General features: G+C 43.1%; 11 protein-coding genes and 1 tRNA gene. 6 read left to right on the top strand and 6 right to left on the bottom strand.

The window, feature by feature from the left end; genetic code table 11:
• Positions 1–102 precede the first annotated feature (102 nt).
• A complete protein-coding gene (locus tag LI82_RS07555) occupies positions 103–2,718 on the top strand; it encodes a PEP/pyruvate-binding domain-containing protein (RefSeq protein WP_048194722.1) in 2,616 nt (871 codons plus the stop codon).
• A gap of 21 nt (positions 2,719–2,739) precedes the next feature.
• On the opposite strand, the gene LI82_RS07550 is transcribed toward LI82_RS07555, so the two are convergent.
• The 3 genes from LI82_RS07550 to LI82_RS07540 all read right to left on the bottom strand — a co-directional run bounded on the left by LI82_RS07550 (position 2,740) and on the right by LI82_RS07540 (position 6,767).
• On the bottom strand, positions 2,740–4,029 hold the full coding sequence (locus tag LI82_RS07550) for a 4Fe-4S binding protein (protein WP_048194721.1): 1,290 nt from the start codon (positions 4,027–4,029) through the stop codon (positions 2,740–2,742).
• The gene (hdrA2, locus tag LI82_RS07545) at positions 4,026–6,380 is read right to left on the bottom strand and encodes a CoB-CoM heterodisulfide reductase HdrA2 (protein WP_048194718.1); all 2,355 of its coding nucleotides are present in this window, start codon (positions 6,378–6,380) and stop codon (positions 4,026–4,028) included. Before hdrA2 ends, LI82_RS07550 begins: the two co-directional genes overlap by 4 nt.
• A gap of 96 nt (positions 6,381–6,476) precedes the next feature.
• Positions 6,477–6,767: a hypothetical protein gene (locus LI82_RS07540; RefSeq protein WP_048194717.1), complete on the bottom strand. Its 291-nt coding sequence runs from the start codon at positions 6,765–6,767 to the stop codon at positions 6,477–6,479.
• 161 nt (positions 6,768–6,928) lie between these two features.
• On the opposite strand from LI82_RS07540, the gene LI82_RS07535 reads away from it, so the two are divergent.
• Positions 6,929–7,002, top strand: a tRNA-Val gene (locus LI82_RS07535).
• Between the two features lie 1,065 nt (positions 7,003–8,067).
• Here the strand turns inward: LI82_RS07535 and LI82_RS07530 are convergent.
• From LI82_RS07530 to LI82_RS13690, 3 genes are all read right to left on the bottom strand, one after another.
• A complete protein-coding gene (locus tag LI82_RS07530; RefSeq protein WP_048194716.1) occupies positions 8,068–8,325 on the bottom strand; it encodes a hypothetical protein in 258 nt (85 codons plus the stop codon).
• A gap of 2 nt (positions 8,326–8,327) precedes the next feature.
• Entirely contained in the window at positions 8,328–9,593 is a 1,266-nt protein-coding gene (locus LI82_RS07525) for a hypothetical protein (RefSeq protein WP_048194715.1), read from the bottom strand.
• A gap of 685 nt (positions 9,594–10,278) precedes the next feature.
• The gene (locus LI82_RS13690) at positions 10,279–10,566 is read right to left on the bottom strand and encodes an integrase (protein WP_394297415.1); all 288 of its coding nucleotides are present in this window, start codon (positions 10,564–10,566) and stop codon (positions 10,279–10,281) included.
• 624 nt (positions 10,567–11,190) lie between these two features.
• On the opposite strand from LI82_RS13690, the gene LI82_RS12475 reads away from it, so the two are divergent.
• The 4 genes from LI82_RS12475 (at position 11,191) to LI82_RS07500 (ending at position 15,130) form a co-directional block, all read left to right on the top strand.
• Positions 11,191–12,180, top strand: a complete 990-nt coding sequence (locus LI82_RS12475) for a DMT family transporter (protein ID WP_081955782.1) — start codon at positions 11,191–11,193, stop codon at positions 12,178–12,180.
• Positions 12,181–12,510: 330 nt separating this feature from the next.
• A complete protein-coding gene (locus tag LI82_RS07510) occupies positions 12,511–13,287 on the top strand; it encodes an NYN domain-containing protein (RefSeq protein ID WP_048194711.1) in 777 nt (258 codons plus the stop codon).
• 442 nt (positions 13,288–13,729) lie between these two features.
• Positions 13,730–14,557: an MmRce1 family CPBP family CAAX prenyl protease gene (gene mmrce1, locus LI82_RS07505; protein ID WP_048194709.1), complete on the top strand. Its 828-nt coding sequence runs from the start codon at positions 13,730–13,732 to the stop codon at positions 14,555–14,557.
• Positions 14,558–14,572: 15 nt separating this feature from the next.
• A complete protein-coding gene (locus LI82_RS07500; protein ID WP_048194707.1) occupies positions 14,573–15,130 on the top strand; it encodes a class I SAM-dependent methyltransferase in 558 nt (185 codons plus the stop codon).
• The last annotated feature ends 61 nt before the right edge of the window (positions 15,131–15,191 follow it).

Raw genomic sequence — 15,191 nt, 5'->3', positions numbered from 1 at the left:
TATTTTGATCTTTTAGCTTAGAAGTCCCTAATTTTTTATCATTCATAAGTGACTGGTAAATTATTTATTGTAGTATTCAGAAACTTATTTCCGGGTACTATTATGGATAAAAGAATTGCAAGCAGTGGATTAGGGGGACTCGATGAACTGCTTCAGAACCTTTGGTACGGCGATAATGTTGTCTGGCAGGTGGATGAACTTGAAGATTACATATTCTTTGCAGAGAAGTTCACGGAAAATGCGATAAAAGAAGGTCACAGGTGCGTTTACATCAGGTTCGCGCCTCATAAGCCGATCCTGAGGCCAATGGATGGTCTTGAAATTGTTGAAGTAGATCCCGCAAATGGTTTTGATTATTTCAGTACTGAGGTCCACCGGATCATTGAGAGCTATGGCCGTGAGACCTTTTATGTATTCGATAACCTCTCCACCCTGGTTGTGGAATGGGCAACGGACGAGTTACTCGCGAATTTCTTCAAGGCCACATGCCCCTATCTCTATGAACTTGATACGGTTACGTATTTCGCACTTACAAAAGGTAGGCATGGTCATCAGGCAATTGCGGCTATCAGGGAGACTACCCAGTTGCTCCTGAACTTCTACCATGTGGAAGGCAATGCATATCTCCATCCGCTGAAGGTGTATGGACGCTATTCAAGCCAGATGTTCCTTCCTCATCTCATGCAGGATGACAAGTGGGTACCATTGTTCAATAGCGGGGAGGCAGCCTCTGTATCAGGGGGGAAAGACCATCATATTCTTGACCCCGGAGCAAGTAGCATAGCTCCCTGGGACACGATCTATAGAAAGGCATTGCAGTATCAAATGCTCTATGAGGAAGATAAGGTCCCTCTACAGGAAATGATGGCACTCAAAAGTGAACTGTGCCGTATGATCATAGGGGAAAGGCCACGGTTCAGGGAACTCGCTGAGAAGTATTTCGATATCGATGACCTGCTCTATACCAGGGAAAGGATCATCGGTTCCGGAATGATCGGAGGCAAAAGTGTCGGGATGCTGCTTTCAAGGAACATAGTCCTTAAGGAAGATGATTCCGGGGAATTCGCAAAGATCATGGAGCCTCATGATTCATTCTACATCGGTTCCGATGTTTTCTTTACATTCCTCATCAACAACGACCTCTTTCGCCTGAAGATGGACCTTTCCAATGGATACAGACTCTCAAAAGAAGAATTCCAGAGTGTCGAACAGCGCTTCCTTGAGGGAACATTCCCGGATGACATCATGGAGCAGTTCCGCAGTATGCTGGATTACTTCGGTCAGGCTCCCATAATCGTCAGGTCAAGCAGCCTGCTGGAGGACAATTTCGGGAATGCCTTTGCAGGAAAATATCGGAGCGAGTTCTGTACCAACCAGGGTGATCCTGAGGAAAGGATGGCAGCATTCCTGGAAGCCGTTAAACTTGTCTATGCCAGTGCACTGGACCCGGATGCCCTCATCTACAGGAAAGTGCATGGTCTTGATAACACTGATGAACAGATGGCTATCCTTGTGCAGCGTGTATCAGGAACTCACTATAAGGACTATTTCTTCCCGGCCCTGGCAGGTGTGACATTCTCCAGGAACCTCTTTGCCTGGAGCGAGCAGATCGATCCGAACAAAGGCATGATCCGTCTGGTATTCGGATTGGGTACGCGGGCCGTGGATCGCGTTGACCGTGATTACCCGCGCATAATCTCGGTAAGTCACCCTCAGCTGAGACCAGAGAGAGGGCGTCAGGTCGCCAGGTATTCCCAGATAGAGGTGGACCTTCTGGACCTTGAAAGAAACGAGTTCAGGACTGTTCCTGTCTCTGCATTGCTTAAGGATTTCGATTACCCTAAGCTGAATATGTATGCTTCACTGCTCAAAGATGATTATGTCAAGGATCCTGTTACAAATTTCATTTCGGCTGCTGATGGAAAGCTGATACTGACCTTCAATAACCTAATATTCAAAACAAAGCTCGTTGAGATCATCGGCAATGCCATCCAGACGATCGAAAAAGCATATGGTCAGCCTGTAGATGTGGAATTCACGGCATTTATAGGTAAGTCGAACAACATCAAGCTTAACATCCTCCAGTGCAGGCCGATGAAGATCCCCGGCAAGGCTGAATCTTTTTCAGTGCCCGCTGACCTGGGTCAGGATGAAATATTGTTCAGGTCTTCAAAGACCATTTCCGGAGGGGTTGTTCCCGATATACGTTATATCGTCTATGTGGACCCTATCATATATTCTACAGATGTTGATTTTGAAGAGAAGCAATCCCTTGGAAGGATCATAGGTCATCTGAACGAGAAACTGGGCAAAGATGGTGAGAAGTTCATACTGATGGGTCCTGGAAGGTGGGGTAGCAGCAACCTCGAACTTGGTGTGAATGTAACCTATTCTGAGATCCGGAACACATCCGTGCTAATCGAGGTTGCCATCCAGACCACCGAGCACAGGCCTGATGTTTCCTATGGTACACATTTCTTCCAGGACCTTGTCGAGGAAGAGATCATTTACCTGCCTTTGTATCCTGATGAGCCCGAGTCGCAGTTCAATGAGAAGTTCTTCGCGAGGTCAGCAAATTCGTTCTCTGATATACTTCCTGGGTACGATAGCTTCAGCGATATAATAAAACTGATCGACGTTCCTGCTGTTACAGGTTCTCATGCTTGTGTATCAGCAGACCCGGAGAAGCAGGATGCTATCTGTTTCCTGAAAAAATAATCCTTCGATGCATTTCCCGGTTTATTTTTTCATGGACCTGTGTATCTCTTCTGCTTTACCTTTGTTCAGGATCTTCCTGAACTTTGGTTTGGTCAGTGCATCCCTGGCTGTTTGCATCTTCTCGGAAACCTTGTCCATCATCTCTTTATCGACATCCGGGAATGCGATATCCACATGCTCTTTCAGTGGCTCGGTCTCGACCTCAAGTGCCCTTGAGAGGTCAGGTCGCTTTCTTTCTTTTGTGAGGAGTGAATCAATGGCATCCTTCCATTCGGATGCCCAGGGCGTATCGGGTATATCCGTATGATTGACCTTGCTGCGTGCTACCTTCATCACATCCACGGGGCAGGCATTGACGCAGGCTCCACAATAGGTGCAAAGGTCGTGTACCGCAGCGATGTTCTTCCCATCTTCCGGGACGTACCAGAGGTGCGATGGGCAGATGTTAAAGCAGGCATGACACCCCTGTGTGTCACATTTCTCGATGTGTTCCTCAACAAGTACCAGATCGCCTTCGAATGGCTTTACCAGATCGACCGCATCATAAGGGCAGACTGCATCACACCAGCCGCATCGTGTGCATTTATCATCATCGACCGTCACATGTCCTGACACTACAGGCGGTTCACAGGGACGCTCTCCCTTTACTTTGATCGCATCCTCTGGACAGATGTCCTGGCAGAGCATGCAGTAGTCGCACATATCCTCGTCAACAATAAGTTGCTCAAAAGGCATGGGGTCAGTTGCTGTGGGTTCCTTTTCCAGCATGAGGAAGGCATCACAGAAATGTGCACATATGCCGCAGAGGTTACACTTATCGGTGTCTATCTCTATCTCGCCTTCTGCGTTCTCTTTCAGGGGTGCTATCTCTTCCTTTTTAGGGAATGTGTATTCCAGAGTAATGGCATCCTCCGGGCATGATGCCTCACAGAGGGAACAAGGTACACATTTCTCGTTCATCTCGACCTTGTATTCCAGCACAGGATAGAGTTCTTCTTCAGGGAAATCTCCTTCTGTTCTCATTTCCAGAGCTGTTACAGGACAGAAGTTCACGCACATGGAACAGAATGTGCACTTATCAAGGTCCATCATCACCGGTGGTGCATCCATGCCTGTGGCTATTTCCTTGATAGGTCCGAGTTCGAGTGCTTTTGTGGGGCAGATCCTTACACAGATCCCGCATCCCACACATCTTTTGTAATCGTAATCAAGTGTCTTTTCAGATCGGTCGGAGATCAGCTTGTAAAGGATGTGGTTGCCCTGTATGTCCATCTCCCTTGAGACTTCCATGGACTTTTCTTCATCACTCATTCCTGCTCCTCCGGCAACTCGGAACCAACAGGTCCAAGTTCGGTGAGTTCGTCAACGAAATCCTCGATGGTCTTTGCAAATTTATCCCCTTCTGCGGCGGATATCCATTGCAGTCTCAGCCTTCGCGGATCCAGGCCTATCTCATCGAGAACTTCCTTGAGATTCTCCATCCTGTGCTTTGCATCGATATTGCCCAGAATATAGTGGCATTCATCAAGACGACAGCCGGTAACAAGTACTCCGTCCGCGCCCCCTTGCAATGCTTCCAGTACGAAGTCAGGGTCTACACGTCCGGCGCACATGACCTTTATGATCCTTACGTTGGTCGGGTATTGTATCCTTGATGTTCCTGCAAGGTCGGCGGAACCATAGCTGCACCAGTTGCAGAGGAACGCAATGATAAGCGGGAACTCATCCTTGATCTCAACAGCCGCCCTTATCTGTGCAATGATTTGCTCATCGGTACTATGAGGCATGGTTATGGCATCTGTGGGACAGGATGCACTGCATGAACCGCATGTCTGGCAGGAGATCTCATCAACCACTGCTTTACCGTCTATGACATTGATCGTATTGAAATTGCAGACACTCTCACATATGCGGCATCCGATACATTTTTCCGGATCTACATGTGCGCTGAATGGATCGTTCTTAAGCTCTCCCTTTGCCAGCAGGCGGGTGGACCTTGCAGCAGTTGCACTTCCCTGTGCGATGGCTGCCTGTATCTCCTTTGGTCCCGATGCACAGCCTGCGATGAAGACGCCGTTTATGTGAGCATCCACAGGCCTCATCTTCGGGTGTGCAATGGACAAGAACCTGTCAGTTCTTTTTGAAAGGTTCAACATCTTTGCGATAGGCTCTGTTGTGGTGCTGGCTTCCATTCCTGTTGCCAGGATGACTAGATCGTAAGGTTCCTCCCGAATGGCACACTCAAGTGTGTCCTCATACCGGAGCTGCATCTGTCCCTGTGGGTCAAGCTGTACTTCCGCGACCTTGCCGCGGATGAAATTGATCTCCATCATCTGGCTGCGTACGTAGTATTCCTCGTACATCTCACCGGCTGCACGTATGTCAATATAGTGAATGGTGACATCGGTGTCAGGATAGCGCTCCTTGATCATCTGTGCATTCTTCATGGATGACATGCAGCAGACACGGGAGCAGTAGGGGTTTCCAACGGTCTCGTCTCTTGATCCGACGCACTGGATAAAAGCAACTTTTTCAGGTGTCTCGTGTGTGGATGGAACGACCACTCTACCGCGTGTTGGTCCCGATGCATTGAGAAGCCTTTCCAGCTCCATGTTGGTCAGGACATCCGGATAGACACTGTAACCATATTCTTCCTTGCGTTTTGCATCGAACCCCTGATAACCGGTTGCAACTATCACGGCTCCGACGGTGAATGAGAATTCTTCTTCTTTGAGGTTGTAATCAATAGCATCTGCAGGGCAGGCCTGTTTGCATAATCCGCAGCCAACACAGAACTCATTGTCGATGTAAGCCGATTGCGGAACTGCCTGTGGGATCGGCATGTTGATTGCCTTTGTTTTGCCAAGTCCGCTGTCAAATGGGTTAGGTATCTCTACCGGACAGACATTTGAACACTGGTCGATACATCCTTTGCAGCGATCGATCATGACATATCTGGGATGTTCTACTCCCTTTACATTGAAATTGCCCACTGAGCCGGAGATGTCGGTGATCTCGGAGTAGGTCCGCATCTCGATATTCGGATGGTTCTGCACATCCGTCATCTTCGGTGCAAGCACGCATATGGAACAGTCGTTTGTGGGGAACACCTCGTTGAGCAAAGCCATCTTTCCGCCGATGGTTGGTTCCTTCTCAACCATGTAGACGTGTGTTCCGGCATCTGCAAGTGTCAGGGCTGCTTCGATACCTGCAACTCCACCGCCGATGACAAGAACGTCCTTGTTCGCCTTGAACGTACGGATCTGCAATGGTGCCAGCAGCTTAAGTTTTGCAACGCCCATTTTGATAAGATCGAAAGCTTTCTGGGTAGCCATGCTGTGGTTGTGCATGTGTACCCATGAGCACTGCTCGCGGATGTTTGCTATCTCCAGAAGGTACGGGTTGATACCTGCTTTTTCGAGGACGCGTTTGAATGTGGGTTCATGGAGTTTCGGAGTGCACGCTGCTACCAGTATCCTGTCGATGTTGTTTTCCTTGATGTCATCGATCAACTGCTCCTGACCGAAGTCAGAGCACATGAACTGAATGTCTTTTACAAGTGCAACATCCTCCATCTCCTCGACTTTCTGATGAAGTGCATCCATGTTGATGACACTGGCAATGTTCAATCCACAGTGGCAGATATATACTCCGATTCGCATGCGATAGGCTTCCTCTTGAAGTTTTATAATTTATGATGTAATGAAATTTCAAACCGATTTAAATCTATTATTAATTGCTGATTACATCAACCAGCATCATTTACATTTCTTTCCAATGCCGGTGAGGGTGAACATTGTCCTGACGTCATCTGCAGTAGCAAAATTCTCATAGGCTTCCTGCGCCTTTTCAGGACTTGGATGCATGTGAACAAAGACACAATCCAGTTTTCCGTCCTCGCTATTGGTAATGATGCGCATATCATGCTCCCCGACCGGAATCCAGATGACGATCTGTCCCATCTCTTTGTTGTAGTTGAGATCAACCTTGAATTCTTCAAGCTGCTTGCTCTGCTGGACTATTTCAGAATTTTCATTAGTGTCGGTCATGCTACTCAATTATGCATTACTGATTATTAATGGTTGTGATTCATTCCTGCACATCCCCGCCTCTGCACGAAAAACATTATATATGACTAATGCTATTATGGGGTTGCACATCCCACACCACTAAAATGGTGGCGGATACTGATGTGTATTATTTGCAACAGGGGCCCGTGGTCTAGCCGGTTATGACATCGCCTTTACACGGCGGGAATCAGGAGTTCGAATCTCCTCGGGCCCATTATGTTCATTTTCTGATGATTTTCGTGATGAAGAGCTTTGGGTTTGTATTGATTTTTGTAATGATTTCATCTGTTTTTCGAGGGTTTCTAGGCGGGTTTCGAGGTCTGAATTGTCAGTTGGTTGTACAACTTGTATGTTTCCGTCGAATTCTTTGTCGAGGGATATTATGAACAAAGGGCTTCCATTGTTATCGATTTCAAAAATATACGCGGTTTCACCTGCGAGATGTGAGTGTGATTGCGGCAATCGAACCATAGGATATGTTATGTCTTTTTTAGGTCGATGCGCTGTTATTTTGGATTTTCCGATGGGTTCCATTGCTATTCTCTCCCCATATACAATTGTTGCACAACACTTTATGCCTTTCTCTCGTCCCCTCTGAGACATTTTTTTGGAGGGGTCCATAGAAGACTTCCAAAAGGGGGAATTGGGTCCATGAGGAGGCTGTGAGGAGCTTTTGGTGGACTTCTCATATCCGAAGGAGGTCCTTTGATTGAAGAGATCAAATTCGACAATATAAATTATAATCTTATTTAAAATTCGGATTCAGTTGCCTTCTTTTTTCAGGTTAATGCATAAGTTTACATAGATTTATATTTTAGCTTAACTATAATTGAAGCTGAACCAACAGCCGTATTTAATGAAAAAACAATATATAATATGGGAGTGGGAGCTAAAGGATTCTTTGTCGATTGGTCGTCCAGCATTATGACAAACTATCCAGAAAAACGGGTTAACTCACACAGGGGGTTCCTGTTCCCACGTTACAACAATTTCATTCTTTTCCTAAATTTTCACCTGCATCTCATCTCTTGATATGATTGAACAATGTCAATGCAATGATATACCTCCATTCAAAAAAGCTGGATATGGATGATCTCGTGAGTTTCAGGGCATAGGATTCATAGGAGCAGTTGATCTTCGACTTCAACCGTTTTCCGGAAAGGTACAAAAATTGTAAACTATATCGTAAGCAAGAGAATTTTCGGCAAGTATCAATAGCATTAGAAGAATTGTAATATAAAATTAAAAAAAAGGAAAAAGAGCCTGAACTTTTATTCTTTCAGACTTCTTCTATGGTTAGGTTCTCGTCCTCATCAAACTCTGAAAGGTTGGCTTCCAGTTCGTCAAGATCACTTTCAAGTGCATCTATTTCTGAATCGGTCAGTCCGACCCCTTCCTCTCCAAGTATCTCGTCTGCGGTTGGTGCTTCAACTTCAGCATCAACTACTTCTTCTGCAGGCTGGTCGTCAACACAACCTGAGAATGTGAGTCCTATCAGAATGATGGCAATAATTCCAATGTGTTTAAAGCTGACCATGATTAAACCTCCTGTGGCTTATTACCATTACCATTTTGGCTGGGTGTATCAGCCCCTTCCATACCTTTAGTTCCTAAATCATCTGTCTCTTCTTCGTTTTCTCCTTCATCTTCTGCAAACTCGGTCACAAATACTTTGGCACCTTCACCTATCTGGTATGATCCCTCTCCTGAAAGTGAAGCGCTTCCAGACCCTTCTGCGAAGACTGTCATGTCCTCTCCGCGTATCATTATGGTAATCCGGCTTCCGTTAATGGTAGCATCACCTGTGAAGTTGTCATATACAAAGGCACAACATCCGTCATTTGCCTCCTCATTCACGAGATCATATTCCCCTTTGATGTCAATTTCTGCATCCCCTGCAAGGTCCTTGATAACAAGCATTGCATCCGTTGCACTGATGGTAACGTTAAGTTGTCCGGAAAGGACGATGGTACCGTCACCCTCGGCATTAAATGGTCCCTCGCCTGCCATGTTCACAAAGCCTTCTCTGAGCTGTTTCATCTCCTGCAGTAGTTTCCGGAGTTGCTCGTTGGCTTCTTTGGTAGCTTTTATTGCATCTCCAATCTCTCCATCTTCTTGGAGTGATTCCGCACCAGCCATCAGATTATTGTATTCATTAAGCATGTTTTGAAGGGGTTCAACATCCTCTCCGTTCTGCTCCATTTCCCTTATTTCGTTCTGCAGGCGCTCAGATATGCGATTGGTGTTGCCAATATGATCATCAAGCCTCTCACCAACTTTCATTTCATTGAAACTTCTCATGTCCTCAATTGCATCTTTCCAGAGCTCCCGGATCTCCTTCAGAGCATCAGAGAGTTCTTCCCTTGTTTCTGCACCCTCAACATCTACTCTGATAAGCTCGAGTTGACCGATGTAATCGTCAATTGTCTCGTTCACATCATCGTTTTGACTCTCTACTTCGTAGAGCTCAAGGCGTTGAATCATAAGATTAATAGTTTCATTTAGATAATCTTGAGATGCAACAAAATAATCTTCAGATTCAATCAGGCCTCTTGCTTGTTGGCTTTTCATTGTCTGGAAATTAGATGTCATTCTATTATAGTCGTTCTTTGCTTCCTGATAATTTGTCCTCAACCTGTCCTGATCCTGTATGCCTACCGTCTCACCAGTAGCATTCATTTTCATCTGGCCGGGTGCGTCCTCAAATCCATTACCGGTATCTGCAAGTGCTGTCATAGGAAGTAAGCTGACTACCATTAGCACAGCGGCGACAGTTGCAAAACCTTTCATCATTCCTCTCTTCATTCTGGATTCCTCCACTATCATGAAATTAACTTACAAAACAATATTTGGGATACTTGGATATATATTTACTTTAGAACTGAATCATTCATAACATCTGCTCTTAAAATTTGCAGGTATTTTAAAACCTAAATCATCTAATAAATCTTGATAATTCTTTATTTACTAAAAATATATCAAAATAAAGTTTACATTGTGAATTAATAATCTATAGTCGGGTTTTCTATCGTTTATTTTTATTTATTACCTCTATAAAGAAACCTCAAACGACTGACAACTATTTTATTAAAAATTATAATCTCTCTTTGCTGACATTATAACATAAACCAAATTTTCATCTATTGAGATTGATTGTTACATTTTTCTGTAGAGTTCCGAGATTTAGTAGTGGATTTGAGTGGTGGGTTGAGGGTTTAATATTTGTTGACCTCTGTGACTTGGCGTTTAAAGATAATGCTGTTCCCACATATTGCAACGAGTTCCCAATTTGAAGATCCATGTCTATTTAGTTGTCTTTCAAAATTTGTCCCGTCTATTTCGTCGACAAGATATTCCCAGTGACTTTTTTCTTCATAAGGCACATAATCACTCCCTAAATTAATATTGCAGCAGCATTACTTTAATCTAATCCTGCATGATTGTCAACTTTCCATTTTATGCCCATATAAATCATCTGCACACATGAGTTTTATCGATAAAGAGAACTCGATTTTTTAAAAAATAGCGTACAAAAAAAGACCTCAAAGGTGTGTTTCATCCCTTCTGAGAAGGAAGCCGTAGGGTAATAGGCAACATCTCCATCCACGATAATTTTCCTCTCATCGAAGCTCTGGAGCATTTTATGGACATGTGTGAGTCTACTCCCGGAGTATGCAAGTAATTGGAAGACGGTCTTCATGTCTTCCGGACAGGCTTCATAGGCTTCCTTCATTTCGTTGTCACTGACATATACTTCGACAACTCCAGATTTTTGAATTTACGATTGAAGCTTCAGTTTTGCTGTCAGTGAGGTGTTGAGCGAAGCTCATCACCTCGTTCCGCGCTCCAGAAGCGAGATCTGGGTGTGTAATCTCCTCGGGCCCACTATGTTCATTTTCTGCTTCTCTTGTTTGTGGTTTAGGTTTTAGTTTTCGCTGTTTTTTGTGCTATTTTTATTGTTGGAGGAGTGGCTAACATCACCCTGCGCAATGGGGATTTTGGTGTATCTTTAATGATTTAAGGCTCGATTGATCTCGATTTCTGCATGAGATATAGCTGGGTTTCCACAGATCTAAGTCTTGCTTCGACATCTGAGCTAGGTTGTATAACTTCTAGGGTGGGGGTGAAGTTTTCATCCAGGGAAATTACGGCTTTGTAGGACTTCTCAACCAAATTAAATATATGATTCCGAAAAATTCACTACTAACTTTAGAATGTAGCACTCCTAAACGTTTCTATTATTAATAAATCTATAAATCATAGATAATTCATATAAATATCAATTTATAATTAATTTTATTGTATATTAATAGAATTAAGGGTCTATAATCATTTTATGTATTCTTAATAGTTGTTAATTGTAATTATCTATATATACTAGATTTACTATTCAGAGTTTCTTATGATTAGAATGGATAGAAACTCAAATAAACCTTCCATATACATTATTATGTCATGTATTATGTATGGAAGTGTTGGTGTGCTATTAAATGGCATAAATGGAATGGAAACAGGTGCTATACTGTTCTATAGGTTTTTCTTTGGATTAATAGGGGTAATATGCTTTATTATAGCTACAAAAAGGTATAATGACTTGTATTTATCAAAAAAAAAGCCTTATATGGTTTTAAGAGGAATTTTAAACATTATATGCCTGTTTTCATATTTCTTATCCATGAAATACGCAGGTGTATCTATCGCAGTCATGTTACTCTATACAGCCCCTGTGTATGTGACCCTGGCATCACCATTGCTATTCAAGGAAAGGATAAGCATCCAGAGCATGATAGCTTTGCTATTGTCAGTGGTAGGCATACTAATGCTGATAGATCCAAGTAACATAACATCTGTTGGAGTTGCTGACAACTATCCACTGGGCATATTCTTCGGAATAATAGCAGGGTTTTCAAATGCGTCTAGCAGCCTGACCATAGACCATCTCAAAGAAGACTACTCAGGATTGTCTCTGTTGTTCTGGCCAACTCTCATGGGCATGCTTATCCTCTCTCCATATGCGGTCAGTGTCTCTGGACAGGTCCTCCTTGAGAACATTTGGATGCTCTTGCAGATGGGACTCTTGCTTTCAGCCGTTGCAGCCCTTATATATCTAAATGGTGCCGTGAGCATGAAAGCACAGAAAGCTAGTGTGCTTGCATTGCTGGAACCAGTAAGCAGTATCTTCTTCGGATACATAATACTAAATGATCCTCTCTTTGGGAACACCATTAAGGGATGCGGCCTTATAATGATCGGGGCTTTCATGATCAGCATGGGGGACATGAACTTCTTCGGAAGCCGCATACACCCACGGTTAAAAATGCGAAGGGATCTTTATGTTTCATCCTGGAGAGGGTTCCCGAGATTCCATTTCGGGAACTTCAGGAGATATTAAAACATTTGGAGACGCAGCAGTCCACCAATGCGAATTGGCGGACACTACCCATTTCTACCATTCCAACATTTCTACCATTTTCAAATCTTCAAATGTACTAAGCATGATCATTTGGCAATACCGTTATATTAAATTTCCAAGTTGATGAAAATGTAACTTCATGGTATAATCAAATTATTCAAATATTATGAATGTATCAAATATTATGGATGTCGAGAAATAGCACAATTTTAATTATTGTTTGCCATCAGCATAAAAGATAATTGGATGCTTATTTTTAAAAGATGTGAGGGGATGGATAATTCAAATTGATCAATTGGGGGTAAATGAATGGAAGAAGATAAATCACAAAATAAGTTAGCAGTACTAATAGATGCTGATAATGCACAACCATCGATCGTTGAAGGGTTGTTCGATGAAATTGCCAAATACGGAATTGCCAGTGTAAAGCGTATCTATGGAAACTGGACCACCCCTCAACTTAATCCATGGAAAGAAACACTACTCGATTATTCTATACAGCCTATTCAGCAGTTCAGTTATACTACAGGAAAAAATTCAACTGATAGCTCATTGATCATAGATGCAATGGACCTTCTATATACTGAAAAACTGGATGGGTTCTGTATAGTATCAAGTGATAGTGATTTTACCAGATTGTGCCAGAGAATAAGGGAATCTGGGCTGAATGTATATGGGTTTGGTGAAAAGAAAACACCCAAGCCTTTCATAGTTGCATGTGATAAATTCATATATACAGAAAATCTCAGAAAAACTGAAGAGGAAGAAACAACTGTATCAGATATAGGTGGGTATAAAAAATATAGTACAAATGAATTGAAAGGAGATTCTAAACTTGTAAACCTGCTAAGAAATGCAGTTGAAGATTCTGCGGATGATGACGGGTGGGCACCTCTTGGTAACGTTGGTCAAAATGTGATAAAAAGGGCTTCTGATTTTGATTCAAGAAACTATGGATATAAAAAGCTCAGTGATCTGGTCGAAGCAACAAAATTATTTGAAATTGAAAGGCGTTCATCGGATGCTTCAGGTGCTCACTACCAGATTTATGTGAGAGATATCAGATATAAAAAGAAGGCAAGATAAGATGGGTATGTTCAATCCTTTTTGTGAAGCAATGAATATGTAACCATAGGTTTTTCGAAATACTCTGGAATATGGGGGTAGGAACTAAAGGGATTTCTGTCAAATGGTTGTGATCCTGTTTTGTCACACTCCCCAGAAGCGTTATCTGGGTGTGTAATCTCCTCGGGCCCATTATGTTCATTTTCTGATGATTTTCGCAATGATGAGCTTTGGTTTTGCTGTTTTGAATTTACGATTGAGGCTTCCGTTCTGCTGTCAGTGAGGTGTTGAGCGAAGCTCATCACCTCGTTCCGCGCTCCAGAAGCGAGATCTGGCTGTTAAAACAGAATATATATATATTTTAGTAGCAAGTCTTATGTATACTGTTAAATTTAATTTACTCTCCCTGTCCAAATATTATCGTATTTTAAAAGCCCATCGTAATTAAGATCTGGAGAAAACAATGATACCCAACTACAATTACAAACCTGGCATCTACTATCTTTCAACTTTTATCATAACCTATGCTCTCTGGTTTGCAGGAGCATATGTAAGCTTTCAGGATGGTGGGGACGGGCTATATATGCTGTTCATGCTACCGGGGCTCATGGCACCATTTCTTATCTCACTTGTCATGATTATCAGGTCTAAAAATATTGATCTTAGAAGAGATTTTGTTAACAGGTTGATCAACATAAGACTTATACAGCCAAAAATTCTCCCTGTATTGATTCTGATAATGCCTCTGGCAGTGCTGGCATCGATCTTTATTTCTCTGTTGTTCGGAGGATCAATATCGCAGTTCCAGCTTGCTGAAGGCTTCTCCTTCTCTACCGGTTTTGTCCCTGTATTGTTGCTGCTTTTACTTGCAGCAGGCTTTGAAGAGCTGGGATGGCGAGGGTATGCCTTTGACAGCCTGCAGAGCCGGCACACTTACTTCAAAGCGTCTCTTATTTTCAGTGTGCTATGGTCGCTCTGGCACTTTCCACTGTTATTTGTCAACAACTCCTATCAGTATGAGATATTCCATGAAAGTGTCTGGTATGGTTTGAACTTCTTTGTCAGCATCGTTCCCATGGGAATGATAATCAGCTGGATATGCATAAAGAACAGGAAAAGTATCATAGCTGCAATTGCTTTTCACTTTATGGTGAACATGTCGCAGGAGATCCTGGATATATCCCAGAACACAAAGATCATTGAAACCGGTGTTCTGATCATTGTGGCTGCTGTTATCATTGCATATGATCGGGAAATGTTCTTTTCCAGAGAACATCTTGCAGATAATTAATTTTAAGGGGATATTGTGAACATTCGATACAACCGTGTGTGTCCGGCTGCGATCTCAGGCATTCTGGATAACAAAATAAGAAGATGGTTCCAGAAACCCTCGAAGATACTGGAACCTTATGTCAAAGAAGGAATGACCGTTCTTGATCTTGGATGTGGTTCTGGTTTCTTCTCAATAGAGATAGCTTGGATGGTTGGTAGCTCCGGTCTGGTCATAGCTTCTGACCTGCAGGAGGGTATGCTTCACAAGCTCAGAAAGAAGATCCAGGGTACGGAGTTAGAGGAGCGTATTGTACTACACAAATGTAAAGAGGATGTAATTGGTATATCGGAGATGGTCGATCTCACAATAGCTTTTTATATGCTTCATGAGGTTGCGAAACCGGAAAAGACCCTCAATGAGCTGGCTTCCATTGTAAAAGCCAATGGACTCCTGTTCATAGCAGAACCATATCTGCATGTTTCAGCTAAAAGCTTTGACAAGACTATCAGGATGGCTTTAGACAATGGTTTCACAATTGTGGAAAGGCCAAAGGTATTTCTAAGCAGAGCAGTTGTTCTGAAAAAAGACTGAGACTTATCATTCTCTTTTTTTCTAAGTCTCAGGACATCTGGATTCCCAATAACCTCGCGCA

The organism is Methanococcoides methylutens (genome assembly GCF_000765475.1).
In the GTDB taxonomy this organism is placed as follows: Archaea; Halobacteriota; Methanosarcinia; order Methanosarcinales; family Methanosarcinaceae; genus Methanococcoides; species Methanococcoides methylutens.
Note: the sequence above shows the minus strand (reverse complement) of the source record. Positions and strands in the feature narration are given on the sequence as shown.

Coding starts and splice junctions, on each gene's coding strand:
- LI82_RS07530 (WP_048194716.1), bottom strand. CDS start 8,325: ATGGTCAGCTTTAAACACATTGGAATTATTGCCATCATTCTGATAGGA.
- hdrA2 (WP_048194718.1), bottom strand. CDS start 6,380: ATGCGAATCGGAGTATATATCTGCCACTGTGGATTGAACATTGCCAGT.
- LI82_RS07525 (WP_048194715.1), bottom strand. CDS start 9,593: ATGAAGAGAGGAATGATGAAAGGTTTTGCAACTGTCGCCGCTGTGCTA.
- LI82_RS07550 (WP_048194721.1), bottom strand. CDS start 4,029: ATGAGTGATGAAGAAAAGTCCATGGAAGTCTCAAGGGAGATGGACATA.
- LI82_RS07510 (WP_048194711.1), top strand. CDS start 12,511: ATGGAAGAAGATAAATCACAAAATAAGTTAGCAGTACTAATAGATGCT.
- LI82_RS07555 (WP_048194722.1), top strand. CDS start 103: ATGGATAAAAGAATTGCAAGCAGTGGATTAGGGGGACTCGATGAACTG.
- LI82_RS12475 (WP_081955782.1), top strand. CDS start 11,191: ATGATTAGAATGGATAGAAACTCAAATAAACCTTCCATATACATTATT.
- LI82_RS07540 (WP_048194717.1), bottom strand. CDS start 6,767: ATGACCGACACTAATGAAAATTCTGAAATAGTCCAGCAGAGCAAGCAG.
- mmrce1 (WP_048194709.1), top strand. CDS start 13,730: ATGATACCCAACTACAATTACAAACCTGGCATCTACTATCTTTCAACT.